At 69.1% G+C, this 21,240-nt stretch carries 26 protein-coding genes; 24 read left to right on the plus strand and 2 right to left on the minus strand.

Features of this window, described 5'->3' with window-relative positions:
- The first annotated feature begins 30 nt into the window (after nt 1-30).
- The 15 genes from I7S92_RS05880 to I7S92_RS05950 all read left to right on the plus strand — a co-directional run bounded on the left by I7S92_RS05880 (nt 31) and on the right by I7S92_RS05950 (nt 12,733).
- Nucleotides 31-486, plus strand: coding sequence for a universal stress protein (locus tag I7S92_RS05880; protein WP_197642560.1), 456 nt, complete (start codon nt 31-33; stop codon nt 484-486).
- 117 nt (nt 487-603) lie between these two features.
- The gene (locus I7S92_RS05885; RefSeq protein ID WP_197642561.1) at nt 604-2,232 is read left to right on the plus strand and encodes a phosphoethanolamine transferase; all 1,629 of its coding nucleotides are present in this window, start codon (nt 604-606) and stop codon (nt 2,230-2,232) included.
- Between the two features lies 1 nt (nt 2,233).
- Nucleotides 2,234-2,605, plus strand: a complete 372-nt coding sequence (locus I7S92_RS05890) for a diacylglycerol kinase (protein ID WP_197642562.1) — start codon at nt 2,234-2,236, stop codon at nt 2,603-2,605.
- Nucleotides 2,606-2,724: 119 nt separating this feature from the next.
- Nucleotides 2,725-2,877, plus strand: a complete 153-nt coding sequence (locus tag I7S92_RS05895; RefSeq protein WP_197642563.1) for a hypothetical protein — start codon at nt 2,725-2,727, stop codon at nt 2,875-2,877.
- 126 nt (nt 2,878-3,003) lie between these two features.
- Nucleotides 3,004-3,567, plus strand: a complete 564-nt coding sequence (locus tag I7S92_RS05900; protein ID WP_197642564.1) for a NifU family protein — start codon at nt 3,004-3,006, stop codon at nt 3,565-3,567.
- A 4-nt stretch (nt 3,568-3,571) separates the two neighbouring features.
- Nucleotides 3,572-4,177 (plus strand): tRNA (adenosine(37)-N6)-threonylcarbamoyltransferase complex dimerization subunit type 1 TsaB, encoded by a 606-nt coding sequence (gene tsaB / locus I7S92_RS05905; protein WP_197642671.1) that lies wholly within the window; start codon nt 3,572-3,574, stop codon nt 4,175-4,177.
- A gap of 121 nt (nt 4,178-4,298) precedes the next feature.
- Nucleotides 4,299-4,727 (plus strand): GNAT family N-acetyltransferase, encoded by a 429-nt coding sequence (locus I7S92_RS05910; RefSeq protein WP_197642565.1) that lies wholly within the window; start codon nt 4,299-4,301, stop codon nt 4,725-4,727.
- 163 nt (nt 4,728-4,890) lie between these two features.
- Nucleotides 4,891-5,883 carry a BMP family lipoprotein gene (locus I7S92_RS05915; protein WP_197642566.1) on the plus strand — a complete coding sequence of 331 codons (993 nt, stop codon included), beginning with the start codon at nt 4,891-4,893 and terminating at the stop codon, nt 5,881-5,883.
- 115 nt (nt 5,884-5,998) lie between these two features.
- On the plus strand, nt 5,999-7,543 hold the full coding sequence (locus I7S92_RS05920; RefSeq protein WP_197642567.1) for an ABC transporter ATP-binding protein: 1,545 nt from the start codon (nt 5,999-6,001) through the stop codon (nt 7,541-7,543).
- 181 nt (nt 7,544-7,724) lie between these two features.
- A complete protein-coding gene (locus I7S92_RS05925) occupies nt 7,725-8,825 on the plus strand; it encodes an ABC transporter permease (protein ID WP_197642568.1) in 1,101 nt (366 codons plus the stop codon).
- The gene (locus I7S92_RS05930) at nt 8,825-9,793 is read left to right on the plus strand and encodes an ABC transporter permease (RefSeq protein ID WP_197642569.1); all 969 of its coding nucleotides are present in this window, start codon (nt 8,825-8,827) and stop codon (nt 9,791-9,793) included. Before I7S92_RS05925 ends, I7S92_RS05930 begins: the two co-directional genes overlap by 1 nt.
- A complete protein-coding gene (locus tag I7S92_RS05935; protein WP_197642570.1) occupies nt 9,793-10,167 on the plus strand; it encodes a hypothetical protein in 375 nt (124 codons plus the stop codon). The genes I7S92_RS05930 and I7S92_RS05935 overlap by 1 nt, the downstream gene beginning before the upstream one ends.
- A gap of 3 nt (nt 10,168-10,170) precedes the next feature.
- Nucleotides 10,171-10,974 carry a purine-nucleoside phosphorylase gene (locus tag I7S92_RS05940; RefSeq protein ID WP_197642571.1) on the plus strand — a complete coding sequence of 268 codons (804 nt, stop codon included), beginning with the start codon at nt 10,171-10,173 and terminating at the stop codon, nt 10,972-10,974.
- 83 nt (nt 10,975-11,057) lie between these two features.
- Nucleotides 11,058-11,975 carry a sulfite exporter TauE/SafE family protein gene (locus I7S92_RS05945; RefSeq protein ID WP_197642572.1) on the plus strand — a complete coding sequence of 306 codons (918 nt, stop codon included), beginning with the start codon at nt 11,058-11,060 and terminating at the stop codon, nt 11,973-11,975.
- A complete protein-coding gene (locus tag I7S92_RS05950) occupies nt 11,972-12,733 on the plus strand; it encodes a TIGR02186 family protein (RefSeq protein ID WP_197642573.1) in 762 nt (253 codons plus the stop codon). Before I7S92_RS05945 ends, I7S92_RS05950 begins: the two co-directional genes overlap by 4 nt.
- An 81-nt stretch (nt 12,734-12,814) precedes the next feature.
- On the opposite strand, the gene I7S92_RS05955 is transcribed toward I7S92_RS05950, so the two are convergent.
- Entirely contained in the window at nt 12,815-13,069 is a 255-nt protein-coding gene (locus I7S92_RS05955; RefSeq protein ID WP_197642574.1) for an accessory factor UbiK family protein, read from the minus strand.
- 109 nt (nt 13,070-13,178) lie between these two features.
- Here I7S92_RS05955 and lgt point away from each other — a divergent pair, with 109 nt between their 5' ends.
- The 4 genes from lgt (at nt 13,179) to I7S92_RS05975 (ending at nt 16,152) form a co-directional block, all read left to right on the plus strand.
- Nucleotides 13,179-14,042, plus strand: a complete 864-nt coding sequence (gene lgt, locus I7S92_RS05960; protein ID WP_197642575.1) for a prolipoprotein diacylglyceryl transferase — start codon at nt 13,179-13,181, stop codon at nt 14,040-14,042.
- Nucleotides 14,039-15,094, plus strand: a complete 1,056-nt coding sequence (locus I7S92_RS05965; protein WP_197642576.1) for a class I SAM-dependent methyltransferase — start codon at nt 14,039-14,041, stop codon at nt 15,092-15,094. Before lgt ends, I7S92_RS05965 begins: the two co-directional genes overlap by 4 nt.
- Entirely contained in the window at nt 15,094-15,852 is a 759-nt protein-coding gene (gene pgeF, locus I7S92_RS05970; protein WP_197642577.1) for a peptidoglycan editing factor PgeF, read from the plus strand. Before I7S92_RS05965 ends, pgeF begins: the two co-directional genes overlap by 1 nt.
- A 111-nt stretch (nt 15,853-15,963) precedes the next feature.
- Nucleotides 15,964-16,152: a hypothetical protein gene (locus I7S92_RS05975; protein ID WP_197642578.1), complete on the plus strand. Its 189-nt coding sequence runs from the start codon at nt 15,964-15,966 to the stop codon at nt 16,150-16,152.
- On the opposite strand, the gene I7S92_RS05980 is transcribed toward I7S92_RS05975, so the two are convergent.
- The gene (locus I7S92_RS05980; RefSeq protein ID WP_197642579.1) at nt 16,149-16,649 is read right to left on the minus strand and encodes an Lrp/AsnC family transcriptional regulator; all 501 of its coding nucleotides are present in this window, start codon (nt 16,647-16,649) and stop codon (nt 16,149-16,151) included. The two genes, I7S92_RS05975 and I7S92_RS05980, sit on opposite strands and share 4 nt — an antisense overlap.
- Before the next feature lie 187 nt (nt 16,650-16,836).
- Here I7S92_RS05980 and trxB point away from each other — a divergent pair, with 187 nt between their 5' ends.
- The 5 genes from trxB (at nt 16,837) to I7S92_RS06005 (ending at nt 21,204) form a co-directional block, all read left to right on the plus strand.
- On the plus strand, nt 16,837-17,775 hold the full coding sequence (gene trxB / locus I7S92_RS05985) for a thioredoxin-disulfide reductase (protein WP_197642580.1): 939 nt from the start codon (nt 16,837-16,839) through the stop codon (nt 17,773-17,775).
- Between the two features lie 84 nt (nt 17,776-17,859).
- Complete coding sequence (gene crcB, locus I7S92_RS05990; protein WP_197642581.1) at nt 17,860-18,210, plus strand: fluoride efflux transporter CrcB; 351 nt, start codon at nt 17,860-17,862, stop codon at nt 18,208-18,210.
- The gene (locus I7S92_RS05995; protein ID WP_197642582.1) at nt 18,207-19,250 is read left to right on the plus strand and encodes an RluA family pseudouridine synthase; all 1,044 of its coding nucleotides are present in this window, start codon (nt 18,207-18,209) and stop codon (nt 19,248-19,250) included. The genes crcB and I7S92_RS05995 overlap by 4 nt, the downstream gene beginning before the upstream one ends.
- On the plus strand, nt 19,247-19,954 hold the full coding sequence (locus I7S92_RS06000; protein WP_197642583.1) for an ATP12 family chaperone protein: 708 nt from the start codon (nt 19,247-19,249) through the stop codon (nt 19,952-19,954). The genes I7S92_RS05995 and I7S92_RS06000 overlap by 4 nt, the downstream gene beginning before the upstream one ends.
- 233 nt (nt 19,955-20,187) lie before the next feature.
- Nucleotides 20,188-21,204, plus strand: coding sequence for an amino acid ABC transporter substrate-binding protein (locus I7S92_RS06005; RefSeq protein WP_197642584.1), 1,017 nt, complete (start codon nt 20,188-20,190; stop codon nt 21,202-21,204).
- The last annotated feature ends 36 nt before the right edge of the window (nt 21,205-21,240 follow it).

The raw sequence follows: 21,240 nt of genomic DNA on the forward strand, positions 1-21,240 counted from the left end.
GGGCATGATCTGCGCGCCAAGGGGGAAATGATGCGGAAATTCCTGGTCGTTCTGGACGACAGCCGCGAATGCCTGAACGCCATGCGCTATGCCGCGCTCCGGGCCTCGCATACCGGGGGCGGGGTGACGATCCTGTCGATCGTCCCGCCCGACGAATTCCAGACCTGGGTGGGCGTGGCCGACCTGATGCGGGCCGAGGCGCGCGACCGGATCGAGGCGCATTTCGAGGTCTTCGCCAAGTGGATGCGCGACAAGCAGGGGGTCAACCCGGAACTGGTGATCCGCGAGGGCGACCCGGTGGTCGAGATACTGGCCCAGGTGAAGGACGATCCCCAGATCAGCGTGCTGGTGCTGGGGGCGGGAACCGAAAAGGCCGGGCCCGGACCGCTGGTCACGGCGCTCAGCCGCAACTCGGGCAACCTGCCGATCCCGATCACCATCGTGCCCGGCGACATGTCGAAGGAACGGCTGGAAAGCATAACGTGATCGCGCGCCGGGGCTGAAGGCAAGGCAAATAAGCGCATGCTTACAGCAACCCGCCAAGGCATCCGCTAGATGGGCGCCAGGGCCGCAGACTGGCCCGGCCTTCCCCAGGACAACCCGATGCCCCTTCTGCCGCCGACCGGGCGCCGCCCGACGCTCTCCGCCCTTGGTCTCAACCTGCTGGTCACCACCTATCTTCTCGCGCTGTGCAACGCGACCTTCTGGGGTCACCTGTTCCGCATCTTCGAGGGGCGCACCCTGACGGCCCTGGTCTTTGCCGGGGCGGTCTGGGCGCTTCTCCTGCTGGTGGTGCAGCTTCTGGCCGCGCGCCGGCTGCAAAAGCCGGTGCTGGTGGCGCTCTTGCTGATCGGCGCGGTCAGCTCCTGGTATGCCGATGTCATGGGCGTCGTGATCGACCGCGAGATGATCCAGAACGCGATGACGACGACCTTCGCCGAATCGCGGCATCTGGTCACCCTGGCCTTCCTGACCCATGTCGGCCTGTTCGGCGTCCTGCCCTCGCTCCTGGTCCTTTGGGTCGGGGTCCGGCGGCAGACGCGCTGGCGGGCGCTGGGCAGCTGGTCCATGGTCACCGTCGGGGCGGCGGCGATGGTGGTCGGGCTTCTGTTCACCAACCTCAAGGCCTATTCCACCGTGCTGCGCGCCGACAAGGAGCTGATGGGCGCGGTCCAGCCGCTGGCGCCGATGACGGGCGCGCTGCGCTATGCCAGGATGATGCTGAAATCGACGCAGATCGTGGTGCAGCCCACCGGGCTCGACGCCGCTCCGGGGCTTTACCTGGACGAGGCGCCGAAACCCGTGCTGATGGTCATCGTCGCCGGCGAGACGGCGCGGGCGCAGAACTGGTCGCTTGGCGGCTACGGGCGCGAGACGAACCCCGAACTGGCGGCGCGCGACATCCTTTACTACCCCGACGTCACCAGCTGCGGCACCGCGACCGCGACCTCGCTGCCCTGCATGTTCTCGCCCCTGACCAAGGCCGAATATTCCTACGAGGGCGGCCTCTCGCACGAGAACCTCCTGGATGTGCTGGCCCATGCCGGCTTCGATGTCGAATGGTGGGACAACAACACCGGCCACAAGAACATCGCCGACCGCGTCGCCTCGCGCACCATGACGGCGGCGGACGGGGCCGAGTTCTGCCAGCCCGAGTGCATCGACGCGGTGTTCCTGAACGACCTGCAGAAGAAGGCCGGGACGATCACCCGCAACACGGTCATCGTGCTGCATCAGATCGGCAGCCACGGCCCCAGCTACTGGCTGCGCTATCCGGCCGACCGCGAGGTCTTTGCGCCCGCCTGCCAGACGCCCGAGCTGACCGAATGCTCGGCCGAGGAGATCGTGAACGCCTATGACAACACCATCGCCTATACCGATCATTTCCTGGCGCAGGTGATCGACCTTCTGGACGGACAAGAGCGGGTGATCCCGGCGATGTACTATGTCTCGGACCATGGCGAGAGCCTGGGCGAGGGCGGGCTTTACCTGCATGGCGCGCCGGAGTTCATGGCGCCGGACTTCCAGACGCGGGTGCCGATGGTGCTCTGGATGTCGCAACGCTTCCGTGCCAGTCTGGCGCTGGATGCCGGATGCATGGCGGCGGCGACGGGGGAAGCGGTGAGCCACGACAACATGTTCTCGACCGTGCTGGGCCTTCTGGACGTTGCGACCACGGCGCGGGACGAGGGGCTGGACCTCGCGGGCCATTGCCGCAAGGGCGCGGGCTGAGATGTCGGTGCAGGAGAAACCTCCGCGCAAGAGCGGCGTGGCGCATTTCTTCGCGGCGGCCAGCTATTCGCTGGCTGGGCTGGCGCGGCTGGCCCGGGAAAGCGCCTTCCGGCAGGAACTGGGGCTGATCGCGGGGCTGCTGCTGCTCTTCGTCGTCCTCGGCGCCAGCCTGCCCGAAACGCTGGGGCTTCTCGGCCTGGGGCTGCTTCTGATCGCGATCGAGGCGCTGAACACCGCGCTCGAGGTGCTGGTGGACCATCTCTCTCCGGGCTGGTCGGCCTGGGCCAAGGAGGCCAAGGACCTCGGCTCGCTGGCGGTGGCCTGCACGATCGGGCTGGTGCTGATCTATGCCGGGGTCATCCTGATCTGGTAGGTGGCCCCGGCCGGTAGGTGCCGCACGCAGACCTGCCATGCGCGAACGGGGGTTGGGGCGGCGCGCGCACAGGGCTAGATGGTGTGACGGGAGGAGCGCAAGCGTAAAGGTCCCGAAAGATGTCCATCCATTCCCAGCCCCGCCAAGCCAGCGCCGTTCCGGTCGATGCGCTGTATTTCCAGACGGATCGCCAGCCCGAGACCCCGGTCCGGCTGCGCCCGCTGACCGCGCTGGAGCAGATGTATGCCTATTGGGGCTCCGACCGGCAGTAGGCGCGCGCAGGCGCAGGGCGGGTGCTCCACCCACCCTGCCCGGTCGACCCGTAATTTAGAATTGTTCCAAACTTGACAGTGGCGGGTCGAGGGCGCATATCCGACTGATCCTGTCGGAGACCCATCATGTTCATCCAGACCGAATCCACCCCGAACCCCGCGACGCTGAAGTTCCTGCCCGGCCAGACGGTTCTCGACACCGGCACCGCCGACTTTCCCAGCGCCGAGGCCGCGGCGAAATCCCCGCTTGCCCGGCGCATCTTCGCGGCCGGCGGCGTGACCGGCGTCTTCTTCGGCAACGACTTCGTCACCGTGACCAAGGCCGAGGGCGTGGAGTGGCAGCATGTCAAGCCGCAGATCCTCGGCGCGATCATGGAGCATTTCCAGTCCGGCCAGCCGGTGATCGAGGGCGACGGCGCCCCCACCGGCGGCCATGCCGAGCATAGCGGCGAGGATGGCGAGATCGTGCGCCAGATCAAGGAACTGCTGGACACCCGCGTCCGTCCGGCGGTGGCGCAGGATGGCGGCGACATCACCTTCCACGGCTTCGACCGCGGCGTGGTCTACCTGCACATGCAGGGCGCCTGCGCGGGCTGCCCCTCCTCGACCCTGACGCTGAAGATGGGGATCGAGAACCTCCTGCGGCACTACATCCCGGAAGTGCTGGAAGTGCGTCCGGTCGCGGCCTGACGTGATCCTGCCGATCCTCGCCTTCGACACCTCGGCCGCGCATTGCGCGGCCGCTTTGCTCTGGTCCGGCGGCCTGATCCTGCATGACGAGGCGATGGAGAAGGGCCAGGCCGAACGGCTGCTGCCGATGCTCGAGGAGGTCCTGGCCGAGGCGGAGCTGGGCTGGTCCGACCTGAAGGCGCTGGCCGTGGGCACCGGGCCGGGCAACTTCACCGGCGTGCGCATCGCCGTCGCGGCGGCGCGGGGGCTGGCGCTGGGCCTCGGCATCCCGGCGGTGGGCGTCACGCGGCTGGAGGCGCTGGCCGAGGGCCTGCCGCGCCCGCTGACGGTGGTCGAGGATGCCCGCCGGGGCGAGGTCTATGTGCAGCGGTTCGACGTGGACGGCGAGAGGCCGGCGCGTCTGGCCCCCGCGCTCGAACCCGTCGCCGGGCCTGTGACCGGATCGGCAGCGGGACCCATGGCCTTGCCTCCGGCGATGCCGCTGGCCGAAGCCATCGCCCGGATCGCCGCTGCCCGCGCCCTGGGCGCGCAGCCGCCGCCCGCCCCCTTCTACCTGCGCGGTGCCGATGCCGCCCCGCCCGCCGACCCGCCGCCGGTGATCCTGCCGTGAGCCCGCGCCTCTCCCTGACGCCCCCCACCCCCACCCCACGAGGGGGAGGGGAGGCGCGTTTGCCGGATCGGCGCCTCCCTCCCCCCTCGTGGGGGAGGGATGGGGAGGGGGGGCCTGCCAGATGACACCGGAAGACCTCGCCGCCCTCCACGCCCGCTGCTTCACCATTCCCCGCCCGTGGAGCGCGGCGGAATTCGCCGGGTTCCTCGCCGACCCCCTGGCCTTCCTGCTGGTCGAGGGCGACGCGGGCTTTCTTCTTGGCCGCGCCGTGGCGGGGGAGGCGGAGCTGCTGACGCTGGCGGTGGCCCCGGAGGCCCGGCGGCGCGGGCTGGGCCAGCGGCTGGTCGGGCGGTTCCTCTATCAGGCGCGGCTGCGCGGGGCGGCAAGCGCGTTTCTCGAAGTGGCGGCGGACAACGCCCCGGCGCAGGCGCTGTATGAACGGACGGGCTTCGCCCCGGCGGGACGGCGGCGCGGCTATTACGTCGGGCCGGACGGGAGAGGGCTGGATGCGCTGGTCCTGTGCCGCGAACTGGCCCCGGCCGCAACCTGACCGGATGGTCAGAATTCGCGGGTCCCGGATGGAATAACCCTTGACCGTTCCAAGGGAAACGGCCCAACTTCAACGGTGAGTGCCGAGTGTCGACTCTGCCCCCGTCGGGGTGCCGGGCCGCTGGCCGGCATGACGGACAACGACAACCGACCGGGAGCATCCGATGACCTTCATGAAATCCCTGCTGGGCGCCACCGCCATGGCGCTGACCGCCGGCGCCGCCCTGGCCGAGCCTGCGATCATCTTCGATCTGGGCGGCAAGTTCGACAAGTCGTTCAACGAGGCCGCCTTCAACGGCGCGACCCGCTGGGCCCAGGAAACCGGCGGCACCTTCAAGGAGCTGGAGATGCAGTCGGAGGCCCAGCGCGAACAGGCGCTGCGCCGCCTGGCGGAATCGGGCGCGAATCCGATCGTGATGACCGGCTTCGCCTTCGGCGACGTGCTGAACACCGTGGCCCCCGACTTCCCCGAGACCAAGTTCGCCATCGTCGACATGGTGGTGGACCAGCCGAACGTGAAATCGGTCGTCTTCAACGAGCATGAGGGCAGCTATCTGGTCGGCATGCTGGCCGCGCTGGCCTCGAAGACCGGGACCGTGGGCTTCATCGGCGGCATGGACATTCCGCTGATCCGCAAGTTCGGCTGCGGCTATGCCCAGGGCGTCAAGGCGGTGAACCCGGACGCGACCATCGTGCTGAACATGACCGGCACCACTCCGGCGGCCTGGAACGACCCGGTGAAGGGCGCGGAACTGGCCAAGGGCCAGAAGGCCCAGGGCGCCGACGTGATCTATGCCGCCGCCGGCGGCACGGGCGTAGGCGTGCTGCAGGCCGCCGCGGACGAGGGGGTCCTGTCGATCGGCGTCGATTCGAACCAGAACTACCTGCATCCCGGCAAGGTCCTGACCTCGATGGTCAAGAAGGTCGACAACGCCGTCTACGAGGCCTTCAAGGAGGGTACCGACCTCAAGCCGGGCCTCAACGTCATGGGGCTGGCGAACGACGGCGTCAGCTATGCCATGGACGAGAACAACGCCAGCCTGGTGACGCCCGAGATGCAGGCGCAGGTCGATGCCGCAGCCGAAAAGATCAAGTCGGGCGAGATCACGGTGCACGACTACATGGCCGACAACACCTGCCCGGCCGCCACGTTCTAAGGCGGCGGGGAAGATGATCCGTGCCGCGCCGGGCCATGGCGCGGCACGTTTCGCAAGGATGGGCCGTACCCGCGCGGCAGACGCGGGCGCATCCGGCGGGTGACAGGGGGAAGGCATGGCTGACGGCACGCTCGCCATCGAGTTGAAGGGCATCTCCAAGGCCTTCGGTCCGGTCCAGGCGAACAGGGACATCAATTTCGCCGTGCCGCGCGGCACGATCCACGGCATCATCGGCGAGAACGGGGCGGGGAAATCCACGCTCATGTCCATCCTCTACGGCTTCTATAAAGCCGATGCCGGGCAGATCTTCATCGGCGGCAAGCCCACCGCCATCCCCGACAGCCAAAGCGCGATCCGCGCCGGGATCGGCATGGTGTTCCAGCATTTCAAGCTGGTGCAGAACTTCACCGTGCTGGAAAACGTGATCCTCGGCGCCGAGGAAGGCCAGCTCCTGAACCGCTCGCTTGCCAAGGCCCGCAAGGTGCTGGAGGGGCTGAGCCGCGACTATGACCTGGACGTCGACCCCGACGCGCTGATCGAGGACCTTTCCGTCGGCCACCAGCAACGGGTCGAGATCCTGAAGGCGCTCTATCGCCAGGCCGACATCCTGATCCTGGACGAACCCACCGGCGTCCTGACCCCGGCCGAGGCCGACCACCTGTTCCGCATCCTGGAAGGGCTGAAGGACCAGGGCAAGACCATCATCCTGATCACCCACAAGCTGCGCGAGATCATGGAGGCGACCGACAATGTCAGCGTCATGCGGCGCGGGACGATGGTGGCCACGGTCAAGACGGCCGGGACCTCGCCCGAGGAACTGGCCGAGCTGATGGTCGGCCGCAAGGTCCTCCTCGAGGTCGAGAAGAAGCCCGCCACCCCCGGCGCCGTGGTCCTGAAGGTCGAGGACCTGCGCGTCAGCGACGAGCACAAGGTCGAGCGGCTGAAAGGCGTCAGCTTCGAGATCCGCGCCGGCGAGATCCTGGGCATCGCGGGCGTCGCCGGCAACGGCCAGTCTGAGCTTCTGGCCGCGCTCGGCGGCATGATGCGGGCGACCGGCAAGGTGACGCTGAACGGGGCGGAACTGCCGCTCGCGGGGAAAGGATCGGATGGCCAAAGCCGCCGCCGCGCCGGGATCGCCCATGTCCCCGAGGACCGGCACCACTACGGCCTGATCCTGGACTTCACCGCCTGGGAGAACGTGGCCTTCGGCTATTTCAACGAACCCGAATACCAGAAGAACGCGCTCTTCATGGACAATGCCGCGCTGCGCGAGGACACCCGCCGGAAGATGGAGAAATACGACGTCCGCCCGCCGATCCCCGGCCTTGCGGCAAAAAGCTTCTCGGGCGGGAACCAGCAGAAGATCGTCGTCGCCCGCGAGATGGAGCAGAACCCCGACCTCCTCCTCGTCGGCCAGCCGACCCGCGGCGTCGACATCGGCGCGATCGAGTTCATCCACAACCAGATCGTCGCCCTGCGCGACGCCGGCAAGGCGGTGCTGCTGGTCAGCGTCGAGCTGGACGAGATCCTGTCGCTCTCCGACCGGATCGCGGTGATGTTCGACGGCCGCCTGATGGGCTTCCGCGACCCCGAGAAGACCGACGAGCGCGAGCTCGGGATGATGATGGCCGGGATGGCCGGGCAGGGGGAGGCGGCGTGATGGAGACCTTTGTTCCCTGCCGGCCCGCCACTCCCATCCCCTCTCCGAACGGGAGGAGAGGCGCGCCAAACCTGCCGTTGCCCGAGGTGAGGAACAGCAGCCCGAGGCACCTCCCTCCCCCCACCGTGGGGGAGGGATGGGGTGGGGGGGCAGCCCACCCACAGGATCGGAGGGCCGCCTGATGGACCGTCTCCCCCGCTGGGCCGATGTCGCCCTCGTGCCGCTGATCTCGCTTCTCCTCGCCGCGATCATCTCGGCGCTGGTGCTGCTGTCGATCGGGCAAAGCCCGGTCGAGGCGTTCGACGTCATGGTGGACGGGGCGCTCGGCTCGGCCTATGGCTGGGGCTATACGCTGTATTACACCACCAGCTTCATCTTCACCGGCCTTTCGGTGACCTTCGCCTTCCACGCCAGCATGTTCAACATCGGCGGCGAGGGGCAGGCGCAGCTGGGGGGGCTGGGCGTCGCGCTGGTGGCGCTGGCGCTGCCCTGGCCGCACTGGACGCTGGCGCTGGCGGCGGCGACCCTGGGCGCGGCGCTTTTCGGCGCGGCCTGGGCGGCGATCCCGGCATATCTCCAGGCCAGGCGCGGCAGCCATATCGTGATCACCACGATCATGTTCAACTACATCGCCGCCGCCTTCCTGGTCTACCTCCTCGTCGACGTGCTGCGCCCGGCCGGGCAGATGGACCCGGCCTCGGCCCGCTTCCCCGAGGGCGCGCATCTGCCTGCCCTGAACGACATCCCCGGCCTGAACCTGATCTTCACCAAGCCGGTCCCGGCCAACGTCACCCTCTTCATCGCGCTCGCCATGGCGGTCGTCGTCTGGGCGATCCTCTGGCAGACCCGCCTCGGCTACCAGATCCGCGCCTTCGGCAAGTCCGAACCCGCCGCCCGCTACGCCGGGATCAACCCGACCTTCATCATCATGGTCGCCATGCTGATGTCCGGCGCGCTGGCCGGAATGATGAGCGTCAACAACGTCATGGGCGAGGCCGAGCGTCTGTTGCAGAACTCGTCCGAAGGGGCGGGCTTCATCGGCATCGCGGTGGCGCTGATGGGACGGAACCATCCCTTCGGCGTGGTGCTGGCCGCCCTTCTGTTCGGCTTTCTCTACCAGGGCGGGGCCGAGCTTGGCCTCTGGACCTCGATCCCGATCGAGATGCGGATCGTGGTGCAGGGGCTGGTGATCCTGTTCACCGGCGCGCTGGACATGATGGTGCGGATGCTGCTGGCCCGGATCTTCGCACTGTTCCGCAGCCGGCAACCGGGGGTGGCGTGATGGATTACGCAACGCTGCTGCAGATCCTCGACACCACGCTGCGGCTGGCCACGCCACTTCTCTTCGCCTGCCTGGCCGGGCTCTTTTCCGAGCGCTCCGGCATCTTCGACATCGGGCTCGAGGGCAAGATGCTCGCCGCCGCCATGGCCTCGGGCGCGGTGGCCTTCCTGACCGGCTCGGCCTGGCTGGGGATGCTGGCGGGGATCGGGGCCTCGCTGGTCTTCGCGGCGATTCACGGCCTCGCCTCGATCACCTTCCGCGGCAACCAGCTGATCTCGGGCGTGGCGCTGAACTTCCTCGCCTCGGGGATCACGGTGCTGGTGGCGCAGGCGCTCTTCGGCCAGGGCGGCCGCACCCCGCCCCTGTCGGGCGCCGCCCGCTTCAACCCGATCACGCTGCCCTTCGCCGACACGTTGCAGGGCGTCCCTGTCCTCGGCCCGCTCTATCGCGAGGTCATCTCGGGCCACGCGCTGCCGGTCTACCTCGCGCTGGCCATGGTGCCCCTGTCCTGGTGGGTGCTGAACCGCACCCGCTTCGGCCTGCGCCTGCGCGCGGTGGGCGAGAATCCGGCGGCGGTGGACACGGCCGGCGTCTCGGTCGTGGGCCTGCGCTATGCCGCGCTGGCGATCACCGGCATTCTTTGCGGCCTGGCCGGGGCCTATATGGCGACCGCGCTGCAGGCGGGCTTCGGGCGCGAGATGACGGCGGGCCGCGGCTATATCGCGCTCGCCGCGCTGATCTTCGCGAAATGGCGCCCGGTGGCCGCGCTCTGGGCCTGCCTGCTGTTCGGCTTCTTCCAGGCGCTCGCGCTGCGCCCCGACGTGGTGCAGGCGGTGGTGCAGGTCAAGGTGCCCGTCCCCTTCCTGGACGCGCTGCCCTATATCCTGACCGTCGTGGTCCTCGCCGGCTTCATCGGCAAGGCGATCCCGCCCCGCGCCGGGGGCGAGCCCTATGTGAAGGAAAGATGATGGTCCTGAAGCATGCGCAGGCCGCGATCCTGGCCACAATCCTCCCCATTGCCGCCCATGCCGAAACCCTGCCCGGGCTTCGCGCCGGCCTGGCCGGGCGCGAGGTGGCGGTCACCGGCCATATCGGCGCCGGGCTCGACATCGGCGACGACGAGGCGCTGTCCTTCCGCGATGCCGAAGGGAACGTCTATCCCGTGATCTTCGACGCAGGGCGAACCGCGCGGAAATCGCTGGAAGGCTGCAAGTTCGCGATGTTCGGCGGCGGCTCGCCCTGCGCGATGCAGGGCAAGGCCGAGATCGAGCTGGATGGGTCGCGCCTGCGGCTGATCATCTACGAAGTCGCGAAGATCGACCCTCCCGCACCGCTGGGCTGAGCCATGACCGATGCCGCCACCCTTGCCGCCACGATCCGCGCCCGCGCCGGCGATGATCCGGTCCGCCTCGGCCTGATCCTCGGCTCTGGCCTCGGCCACCTCGCGCATGAGGTGGACGGGGTCGCGATCCCCTATGCCGAGTTGCCTGGCTTTCCCCATGTCGGCGTCTCGGGCCACAATCCGCAGCTGCACATCGGCCGGCTGGAGGGGATCCGCGTCGCCGTCTTCGGCGCGCGCGAGCACTACTACGAGAACGGCAATCCCAGGGCGATGCTCCTGCCGCTGCAGGTGCTGCGGGCGCTGGGGGCCGGCGCGGTGCTCCTGACCAATGCCGCGGGCTCGCTGCGCGCGGACATCCGGCCGGGCGATCTGATGCTCCTCTCCGACCACATCAACTACAACGGCCTGAACCCGCTGATCGGCGAGAAGACCGACGCCCGCTTCGTGCCGATGACGGATGCCCACGACCCGGACCTCCGCGCCGCCCTCAAGGCCGCCGCCGCACGGCAGGGCCTGCCCCTGCCCGAGGGCGTCTACTGCTGGTATTCCGGCCCCTCCTTCGAGACCCCGGCCGAGATCAGGATGCTGAAGCTCCTTGGCGGCGATGCGGTGGGCATGTCCACCGTGCCCGAGGTGATCCTGGCGCGCTTCCTGGGGCTGAGGGTCGCGGCGATCTCGACCGTCACCAACATGGCGGCGGGCCTTTCGGACGAGCGGATCGGGCATGAGCACACCAAGGCGATGGCCCCGCTCGGTGCGGCAAAACTGGAACGGATCCTGCGCGAATACCTGCGCAACCTGGGCTAGGGCGCATCGGGGTTTGACTTCGCCGGCAAGACCGCGCAAGCCTTTGAACACTCCGCCGCTTTCCGCCCGAGCCAGCCGTCGCCATGCAGGTCTACCTCCCCATCGCCGAGGTATCGGTCAATGCCTTCCTGATTCTCGGGCTGGGCGGGATCGTGGGCTTCCTGTCGGGGATGTTCGGGGTGGGCGGCGGCTTCCTGATCACGCCGCTGCTGTTCTTCATCGGCGTTCCCCCGGCCGTTGCGGTGGCCACCGGCGCGAACCAGGTCGTGGCCTCCTCGGTCTCGGGCGTGCTGGCGCAGCTCAAGCGCAAGGGCGTTGACTTCACCATGGGCTGGGTGCTCCTGGCGGGGGGCTTCGCGGGCTCGGCGCTGGGCGTCTGGGTCTTCCGCCTGATGACCGAGGCCGGCCAGGTCGACCTGTTCGTGCAACTGTCCTATGTCGTCTTCCTCGGCCTGATCGGCGCGATGATGTTCCAGGAAAGCCTGCGCAGCATGCTGCGCGCGCGCAAGCCCGACGGGCCGGTCCGGCGCGCGCATGTCCATTCCTGGGTGCATGGCCTGCCCTTCAAGATGAAGTTCCGCGCCAGCGGCCTCTACATCAGCGTGATCCCGCCCCTGGCCGTGGGCGCGCTGGTCGGCTTTCTCGCCGCGATCATGGGGGTGGGCGGCGGCTTCATCATGGTGCCCGCGATGATCTACCTTCTGGGCATGCCGACCAAGGTGGTGATCGGCACCTCGCTCTTCCAGATCATCTTCGTCACCGCCTTCACCACGGTCATGCATGCCGTCACCAGCCAGTCGGTCGACATGATGCTGGCGCTCCTTTTGATCCTGGGCGGCGTCGTGGGGGCGCAGATCGGCACGCGGGTGGGCATGCGGCTGAAGGCCGAGCAACTGCGCATCCTGCTGTCGCTCCTGGTCATCGCCGTCTCGGTCCGCATCGCGGTGGACCTCCTGGTCGAGCCGGCCGAGCATTACTCGGTCGCCGCGGTGCTGCCATGATCCGGCTCGCGCTCCTCCTTCTGGCGCTGGCCCTGCCGGCCGCCGCGCAAGAGCAGATCGTGGCCGGGATGAGCCAGAACCGCGTCTCGATCACCGCCGATTTCGACGGCTCGGAAATCCTGATCTACGGCGCGGTCAAGCGCGACGCCCCCCCGCCCGAGGGCCGGGGTCCGCTGGAGGTGATCGTGACGGTCGAGGGGCCCTCGACGCCGGTCGCGGTGCGGCGCAAGGACCGCGTGGCGGGCATCTGGCTGAACAACGCCGAGGTGCGGGTGGACAGCGCGCCCAGCTTCTTCGCCCTGGCGACCACCGGGCCCCTGGACCACATCCTGTCGGACACCGACAACCTGCGCTACGGCATCACCATCGAACGGGTGATCCGCGCCGTCGGCATCACCGCCGAGGCCGACAAGGCGGGCGAGTTCCTGCTGGGCCTGCTCAGGGTGCGCACGAACGAGGACCGCTACCGCGTGCTGCAGGGCAAGGTGGAACTGACCGAGGACACGCTGTTCCGCACCGACATCGTGCTGCCCTCGAACCTGACCGAAGGCGAATACAAGGTCCGCCTGTTCCTCTTGCGCGACCGCAAGGTGATCGCGCACCAGGAGCGGGTGATCGGCGTGCGTAAGGAGGGGCTGGAACGCTGGATCTTCAACCTCGCCAGGGAGCAGCCGCTGCTCTACGGCCTTCTGTCGCTGGTGATGGCCGGGATTGCCGGCTGGGGCGCCTCGGCCGCGTTCCGTCTGGTCCGGGCCTGACCGCCGCTCCTCGTTCGACTTCGTCTCCTCGTCGCCGGCGATGCGCGGCGAGGAGTGACGAAGTCATCGACGAGCGCCCGGTCAGCCCTTCTTCGCCAGCGCCGCCTCCAGCGCCGCGATCCGGGCTTCCAGCGCCGCGTTCTCTTCCCGGGCCTTCTGGGCCATGGCGCGGGCGGCGTCGAATTCCTCGCGCGTCACGAAATCGCGGTCGGCCATCCAGCGGTCGATGAAGCTGCGGAACGCGGTCTCCGCCTCGGTCTTCGCCCCCTGCGCCACGCCCATGGCATTGGTCATCAGCTGGCTCATGTCGTCGAGGAACTTGTTGCGGCTTTGCATGGGCCTCTCCTTCTGCGGGCTGCGTCCTATATGGCCCCGCCCGCCCGCAGGGGCAAGCGCGGTTGACTTCGCCCGCCCCGCCCGCGACAAGCGCCGGACGGAGGCCAGCATGATCCCCTTTCCCGACATCTCGCCCACCCTGTTCGAGATCGAGCTTTTCGGCTTCACCCTGGCGCTGCGCTGGTATGCGCTGGCCTATATCGCCGGGCTCCTCTTCGGCTGGTGGATCATCCTGCGCGCGGTCCGCACCCCGCGCCTGTGGTCCGGCGCGGCGCCGCTGACCCCCGGGCAGGTCGAACGCTTCCTGACCTGGGCCGTCTTCGGCGTGATCCTGGGCGGGCGGCTCGGCTATGTGATCTTCTACGATCCGCAGACCTACCTGGCCGATCCCCTGCAGATCGTACGGGTCTGGGAGGGCGGCATGGCCTTTCACGGCGGCTTTGCCGGGGTGGTCGTCGCGGGCCTGATCTTCTGCCGCCGCGAGAGGATCCCGATGCTGTCGCTGGGCGACCTGCTGGCCATGGCGGCCCCCGTCGGCCTCATGCTGGGACGGCTCGCGAACTTCATCAACGCCGAGCTCTGGGGCCGCCCGACGACGCTGCCCTGGGGCGTGATCTTCCCCGGCGAGGCGGCGCAGAACTGCGCGGGCGTGATCGGCCTCTGCGCCCGCCACCCCAGCCAGCTTTACCAGGCCGCGCTCGAGGGGCTGGTGCTGGCCGTGGTCCTGATCTGGCTGGCCTTCCGGCGCGGCTGGCTGAAGCGGCCGGGCGCGCTGATGGGGCTGTTCCTGGCGGGCTACGGCCTTGCGCGCTTCCTGGTGGAATTCGTCCGCCAGCCCGACGCGCAATTCGTCTCGCCCGGCAACCCGGTCGGCTGGGCGCTGCAATTCGGCGACTTCGGCCTGACCATGGGCCAGATCCTCTCGCTGCCGATGATCGCGGCGGGCCTGTGGTTCGTGCTGCGCGCCCGATGACGCCGCTGGCGCGCCTGCTGGTCGAACGCATCCGCGAAGGCGGACCGATCCCGGTGGCCGACTACATGGCCGAGTGCCTCTTGCATCCCCTGCACGGCTATTACACCACGCGCGAACCCTTCGGCGCCGCCGGCGACTTCGTCACCGCGCCCGAGATCAGCCAGATGTTCGGCGAACTGGTGGGCCTCGCCCTGGCGCAGGCCTGGCTGGACCAGGGCGCGCCCGATCCCTTCACCCTGGCCGAGCTGGGGCCGGGGCGCGGCACGCTGATGGCCGACATCCTGCGCGCGACGCGGGGCGTGCCGGGCTTCCACGCCGCGGCCCGGCCGGTGCTGGTCGAGGCCTCGCCCCGGCTGCGCGAGGTGCAGGCGCGGACGCTGGCCCCGCATGTCCCGCTCTGGCTCGACCGGGTCGAGGATCTGCCCGACCGGCCCCTGTTCGTGGTGGCGAACGAATTCCTGGACGCCCTGCCGATCCGCCAGTTCCAGCTGACCCCCGAAGGCTGGCGCGAGCGGCTGGTCGGGCTTGCGGACGGGACGCTGGCCTTCGGCCTCTCGCCCCCCCTGCCGCAGGTGCCCGACAGTCCCGCCTTCCGCGCCGCAAGGCCCGGCGATCTGGTCGAACATTGCGCCCCCGCACAGGTGGCGGTCGCGGCCACGCTGGCCCCCATCCTGCGCCATGGCGGGTTTGCGCTCTTCATCGACTACGGCGGCTGGCGCTCGAAGGGCGATACGCTGCAAGCCCTGCGGTCCCATGCCTTCGATCCGCCGCTGGCCCGTCCCGGTCAGGCCGACCTGACCGCCCATGTCGATTTCGAGCCGCTGGCCGCCCTTGCCCCGCACCACCACTACACCACCCAGGGCGAGTTCCTGCTGCGCCTCGGCATCGCGGCCCGGGCCGAGAGGCTGGCGCGGAACCTGACCGGCGCCGCGCTGGAAAACCACCGGGCCGCGCATCGCCGCTTGACCGATCCCGCAGAAATGGGTTCGTTGTTCAAGGTGCTGGCCCTGACCCGCGCCGACGCCCCCTTGCCACCCGGATTCGCCGCCTGATGCATTCGACGCTGGAGATCATCACCTCGGACGTGCTGGACACCCGCCACGGGTTCTTCACCCGCAAGGGCGGGGCCTCCTCGGGCATCTTCGCGGGGCTGAACTGCGGCACCGGCTCGTCGGACCAGGCCGAGATCGTGGCGATCAACCGCGCCCGCGTGGCCGAGGCGATGGGCCTCGCGCCCGAGGCGCTGGTCACCCTGCACCAGGTCCATTCCGCCAAGGCGATTCCCGTCACCGGCCCGCTCAAGGACCGCCCCGAGGCGGATGCGCTGGTCACGGCCACGCCGGGGGTGCTGCTCGGCGTGCTGACCGCCGATTGCCAGCCGGTCCTGTTCCACGACCCGAAGGCGCGCGTGGTGGGGGCCGCCCATGCCGGCTGGCGCGGCGCGGCGGATGGGGTGCTGGAGGCGACCGTCGAGGCGATGGAGGCGCTTGGCGCGCGGCGGGCCGACATCCGCGCCGTGATCGGCCCGACGATCAGCCAGGCCGCCTATGAGGTCGGGCCGGAATTCTTCGACCGTTTCCGCGACGAGGACCCGGAGGCCGCCCGCTTCTTCGCCAATGGCGCGGGCGACCGGCTGCTGTTCGACCTGCCGGGCTATGGGCTCTGGCGGCTGCGCGCGGCGGGCCTGGGCCATGCGGAATGGACCCGGCATTGCACCTACCGCGACGCCGCGCGGTTCTATTCCTTCCGCCGCACCACCCATGCCGGAGAAGCGGATTACGGGCGGCTGATCGCGACGATCCGTCTCTGATTCAACTCGAACGGGCATGAAAATGCACCGTTTCGCCCCAATCTTTTCCGCATCCTCGCCGCAATCGGCCCCCAGCCTGCCCGGAAATCCACATGCTGAACGGGGACGGGCATGATCATCGAGTTGAAGACCAGGCGGCGCTGGATCGTGTCCGTGCTTGCGGCCGTGGCCGAGGCGGAGGCGGCCCGCCCCCCCGCCCGCGTCGCGGCAAAGCCCTCCGCGCGGCGGCTCAGGCCCGGCGAAAAGGGCTTTGCCTCGCGGCTGAAAGCGGCCACCCGCCCGATGGCCCCGGCAGATTAGGCGTTCCGCGCCAGCCGCGCCTCGAGCACGTCGAAGGGCAGGCCGGGCTCGTCCTTGGCGCAGCGGATCACCAGGCTGGTCTTGACGTTCGCCACATGGTCGGCCTTCAGCAGCTCTTCGGTCAGGAAACTCTGGAAGGTCGAAAGATCGGGCGAGACGCATTTCAGGATGAAGTCGATCTCGCCGTTCAGCATGTGGCATTCGCGGACCAGCGGCCAGGCCCGGCACCGGGCCTCGAAGGCGGAAAGATCGGCCTCGGCCTGGCTCGACAGCCGCACCATGGCGAAGACCTGGACCTCGAACCCCAGCTCGCGCGCGTCGATGTCGGCGTGATAGCCCTTGATGTAGCCCTGCTCCTCCAGCCCGCGCACGCGGCGCAGGCAGGGCGGGGCCGAGATTCCGACCCGGCCGGCCAGCTCGACATTCGTCATCCGGCCATCGGCCTGCAATTCGGCCAGAATCTGACGGTCGATCGGGTCTAGCTTGTGTCCGGCCATTTCGGGGTGCCCTCTTTGAAGTCACCTTACTTAAGCGCCGAGCCGGGTTTGCGCAATAATGTTTCAACCGGGCGCAAGAAAACGCATTGTCGCGGCTCCTGCGCCCTCTGCAAGGCCGCCATGCGGGGGCTTTCCGCCCCTGCCGCCGCAGACTATATCGGGGGCCGGATTTCTGCAGGGGGCAAGCATGGCCGAGACGCGTCACACCAGGGTTCTGATCATCGGCTCGGGGCCTGCGGGCTATACCGCCGCGGTCTATTCCGCCCGCGCCATGCTGGAACCCCTGCTGATCCAGGGCCTGCAGCCCGGCGGCCAGCTGACCATCACCACCGAGGTCGAGAACTGGCCCGGCGACACGGAAGTGCAGGGCCCCGACCTGATGGTCCGGATGGAAGAACACGCCAGGGCGATGGGGGCCGAGGTGATCTCGGACTACATCACCGCGCTGGACCTCAAGCAGCGCCCCTTCACCGCCACCGCCGACAGCGGCACCACCTATACCGCCGATGCGGTGATCCTGGCCACCGGCGCGCAGGCGAAATGGCTGGGCCTGCCCTCCGAGGAGAAGTTCAAGGGCTTCGGCGTCAGCGCCTGTGCCACCTGCGACGGGTTCTTCTATCGCGGCAAAGAGGTCGTGGTGATCGGCGGCGGCAATACGGCGGTGGAAGAGGCGCTGTTCCTGACCAACTTCGCCGCGAAAGTCACCGTCATCCACCGCCGCGACAGCTTCCGCGCCGAGAAGATCCTGCAGGACCGGCTGTTCAAGAATCCCAAGGTCCAGGTCGTCTGGGACAGCGAGGTGACCGAGATCCTGGGTGCCGAGGCCCCGCTCGGCGTCACCGCCGTCAAGGTCCGCAACCTCAAGTCCGGGGCCGAGTCCGAGATCCCCTGTGCGGGGTTCTTCGTCGCCATCGGCCACGCCCCGGCCTCGGAACTGGTCAAGGACCAGCTGCCGCTGCACTCCGGCGGCTATGTCGTGGTCGAGCCGGGCAGCACCCGCACCGCGATCCCCGGCGTCTTCGCGGCGGGCGACCTGACCGATCACATCTACCGCCAGGCCGTCACCAGCGCCGGAATGGGCTGCATGGCGGCGCTGGACGCCGAGAAATTCCTGGCCGGGCACTGATCCGCTGCCCCGCCCCGGGCCGCAACCCGGCCCGGGGCAAGCGGCAACATTGACAATCCGCCCGCCCCGCCGCAAACCGGGCCCATGTCCCAGACCCTTCCCCTGATTGCGCTTGGCGGCGCCGCGGGCTCCGTCCTGCGCTACCTGATGGTCACCGCCATCGGCGCGCCCCTGGGCACGGCGGCGGTGAACGTGCTGGGCAGTTTCGCCATCGGTGTCCTCTTCGTCCTGCTCGGCGCGCGCGAGGGCTGGCATTTCCTGCTGGTCACCGGCCTTCTGGGCGGCTTCACCACCTTTTCCGCCTTCTCGCTCGACACCCTGAAGCTGATCGAAGGGGGCCAGCCGGCGCAGGCCCTGGCCTATGTCGCAGGCTCGGTCGCGCTTTCCCTTCTCGCGGTCGCCCTTGGCGCCGCCATCGCCCGGAGCCTGACATGACCGTCCAGATCCTGACCGTGACCGAGGACGAGGGCGAGCAGCGCCTGGACAAATGGCTGCGCCGCCGCTTCCCGCACCTGACCCAGGGCGCGGTCGAGAAGCTGTGCCGCACCGGCCAGATCCGGGTGGACAAGGGCCGGGTCAAGGCCGCGGACCGGGTCGCCCCCGGCCAGATGGTGCGGGTGCCGCCGCTGCCGCCCGCCGACGCCCCGGTCGAGGTGCGCCCCAGGGGGATCAGCGCGGCGGATGCGAAGATGATCCAGGCGGCGGTCCTCTACAAGGACGAGCATCTGATCGTGCTGAACAAGCCCGCCGGCCTGCCGTCGCAGGGGGGTTCAGGCCAGGGCGACCGGCATGTCGACGGCCTCGCCGAGGCGCTGAAGTTCGGCTACAAGGACAAGCCCAAGCTGGTGCATCGCCTCGACAAGGACACCTCCGGCGTGTTGATGCTGGCGCGCACCGACCGCGTGGCGCGGGCCTTGTCCGAGGCGCTGCGCCACCGCGCCGCGCGCAAGATCTACTGGGCCGTCGTCGCCGGCGTGCCGCATCCCCGGCAGGGCTCGATCAAGTTCGCGCTGGAAAAGGCGCCGGGCCGGGGCAGGGGGGGCGAGGGCGAGAAGATGCTCTGCGTCCACCCGGCGAAGATGGCCGACCACCCCGAGGCGAAGCGCGCCCATACCGATTATTTCACCCTCTGGTTCCTCGGCACCCGCCTCTCCTGGATGGCGCTGGAGCCGGTGACCGGCCGCACCCACCAACTGCGCGCCCATATGGCCGAGATCGGCCATCCGATCCTGGGCGACGGCAAGTATGGCGGCTCCGAGACCGAGAACCTTGGCGACGGCTGGGGCGCGGGCACCGGCGGCGACCTGTCCAGGAAGCTGCACCTGCACGCGCGCAGCCTGACCATCGAGCACCCGATCACCAAGAAGCCGATGACCTTCACCGCGCCGCTGCCGGAGCATATGGCCCGGACCTGGAAACTGCTGGACTGGAAGGAAAGCGACGTCCCCGCCGACCCGTTCGAGGCGATCCGATGAGCGTCTGGGCCCCCCGCCGCTTCTGGACCACGGCCAGCGTGGTTCCCGCCGGGGGCGGCTTCGCCGTCCAGCTGGACGGCAAGCCGGTCCGCACGCCGCTGAAGGCGCCGCTGGTCCTGCCGACCGAGGGCCTCGCGCGGGCCGTCGCCGCCGAATGGCAGGCGGTCGAGGGCAAGGTCGACCCTTCCGTCATGCCCTTCACCCGCATGGCGAATTCCGCCATCGACAAGGTCGCGCCGCAGTTCGCGGCGGTGGCCGGGATGCTGGCCGAATACGGCGGCAGCGACCTGACCTGCTACCGCGCCGAGCGTCCCGAGGGTCTGGTCGAGCGCCAGGCCAAAGGCTGGGATCCGCTGCTCGACTGGACCGCCGCCACCTTCGCCGCGCCGCTGCATCCCACCCCCGGCGTGATGCCGCGCCCCCAGCCCGAGGCCAGCCTCGCCGCCCTCTCCGCGGCCGTCCATGCGCTGACGCCCTTCCAGCTTGCGGCCTTCCACGATCTCGTCGCGCTCTCCGGCTCGCTGGTGCTGGCGCTGGCCGTGACCCGGGGCCGGCTGGGCGCCGAGGAGGCCTGGAGCCTCAGCCGGATCGACGAGAACTGGCAGATCGAGGAATGGGGCGAGGACGAGGAGGCGGCCGAGGCAACCGCCCGCAAGCACGGCGATTTCCTGCAGGCCGACCGATTCTTCGCATTGTGCCGGTAACAATTGGGCGCGAAGACTGCGCAATTGATCGCCGATGCCGTGCCGACCTGCCACAACGCCGCGGAAACAGGCGTTTTTTCTGAATGTGACCGCTACCGCTTGACGTCCCAAACCGCTTTCGCCGAAACTGGCCGCACTGGGAGATCACCTCCACAGTCCGCCGGTCGCGGGGTCGATCGGCAGCAAGAAAAAGCGCGGCCCCTGGAAGGCCGCTCACTCAGGAAGAGGTAAGAATGAAAAAGACCGTATTCTTCGGCGCGCTGGCGGCCAGCACGCTTGTCGCCGGTCTGGCGGGGGCTGGAACGCTTGATGACGTCAAGGCGCGGGGGGAGCTGATCTGCGGATCGAACACCGGCCTGACCGGCTTCGGTGCCCCGGATGCCAGCGGCAACTGGACCGGCTTCGACGTCGACCTGTGCCGCGCCATCGCCGCGGCGGTCCTCGGCGATCCCACCAAGGTCAAGTTCCTGCCCACCACCGGCGAGACCCGCTTCACCGCGCTGCAATCGGGCGAGGTCGACGTCCTGGTCCGCAACTCGACCTGGTCCTTCTCGCGCGATTCCGAGCTGGCGCTCGATTTCGTGGCGGTGAACTACTACGACGGCCAGGGCTTCATGGTGAAGAAGGACCTCGGCGTCTCCTCGGCCAAGGAGCTGGACGGCGCCACCGTCTGCATCCAGACCGGCACCACGACCGAGCTTAACCTGGCCGACTTCTTCAAGCAGAACAACATCTCCTACCAGCCGGTCACCGTGGCCGACGACTCCGAGGCGCAGCGCCAGTATCTGGCCGGCGCCTGCGACGCCTATACCACCGACGCCTCGGGCCTGGCCGCCAGCCGCGCGACCATGCCGGATGCCGATACCCACATCATCCTGCCCGAGATCATCTCGAAAGAGCCGCTCGGGCCGGCCGTGCGCCATGGCGACAACCAGTGGGGCGACGTGGTCCGCTGGACCTTCTTCGCGCTGCTGGTCGCCGAGGAAAAGGGCGTGACCTCGGCCAATGTCGAGGAAGTCGCGACCTCGACCACGGATGAGGAAGTCAAGCGCCTGCTCGGCGTCTCGGGCGAGATGGGCGCGAAGATGGGGCTCGACAACGACGCCTTCAAGCGCGCCATCGCCGCTGTCGGCAACTATGGCGAGGTCTACGCCCGCAACATCGGCGAAGGCACCACGATCAACCTGGCCCGCGGCCTGAACGCGCTGTGGACCCAGGGCGGCCTGCAATACGCCCCGCCGTTCCGTTGATCCCGGCCCGGGGGCGCCCATCGTGGCGCCCCCTTT

The sequence above is a fragment of the Tabrizicola soli genome, from assembly GCF_015999335.1.
In the GTDB taxonomy this organism is placed as follows: Bacteria; Pseudomonadota; Alphaproteobacteria; order Rhodobacterales; family Rhodobacteraceae; genus Tabrizicola; species Tabrizicola soli.